Genomic DNA, 877 nt, shown 5'->3' with positions numbered 1-877 from the left:
CATTAATTGTTATTATTAATGCCTAATTTATTAGCGATTAGATAATCTAAACTATATCGACTAGGACCCGTAGCCATTAACCATACAAATAAAATAATATATAAAACTTGGGGTAAATAAAGAAACCAGCTCATCCAATCCAATGGCCCAATGCCTTTAGGAATAACATGTTCAATTTCAACAGTGGCGATGGCAACAATCATTGCAATCGTCAATACAATTGCAACAAGTGTCGACAAGAGACCCACGATTAAGAGCAACCCACCAAAAAATTCTACACAAGCCAAAAACAGCGCCATAAGCTCAGGAAAGGGCATTCCTATTTCGCTCATCAAATTTATAAGGTCTGCATGCCTTTCAGGCATAAATAGTTTGTTATACCCAGACACCGAAAAAAACAATCCCAATGATACTCGTGCAACCAAAATAGGTAACCATTCCCAACTACGATCACCAACAAGTAGTTTTTTAATGAAAGGAAAAGATTGTGTAAACATACATACCCTCTTACATGGCTATGTTTTAATTATGAGCTTTATTTCAAATACTTCATACGCCTTTAAGGCCTGTTCTGCACTTTGCATCCAACATTAGTACAACTTCATCTTCACTCATAGAATCATCTGTTGTGACGTCTTTTTTACATTGTAGATAAATCGCATATAAAAAACAGTTAAGCCAATCATTAATAATGCGCCGCCAATAAACTGTGAGTGCATTGGAATTTCATCTAAAACAACAACTGCGGCTCACACCCCTGCTACAGGCGCAAATGATGTTGCAAGTGACACATCGATTGAACGTGGTTTACGCATTCCTGAGCCCCAAATGAGTTGTCCTGTTTAGATGCTCATATTTGAACACGACAACTAGAGGA

General features: G+C 37.4%; 1 protein-coding gene. It reads right to left on the bottom strand.

Annotation, left to right across the window (positions count from 1 at the left end):
- Positions 1-2: 2 nt before the first annotated feature.
- Positions 3-497, bottom strand: coding sequence for a DoxX family protein (locus Q5Y71_RS16975; protein WP_306043254.1), 495 nt, complete (start codon positions 495-497; stop codon positions 3-5).
- Positions 498-877: the final 380 nt, after the last annotated feature.

It is taken from the genome of Microbulbifer sp. 2205BS26-8 (assembly GCF_030731025.1).
In the GTDB taxonomy this organism is placed as follows: Bacteria; Pseudomonadota; Gammaproteobacteria; order Pseudomonadales; family Cellvibrionaceae; genus Microbulbifer; species Microbulbifer spongiae.
This window is presented reverse-complemented; position numbering and strand designations above follow the sequence as displayed.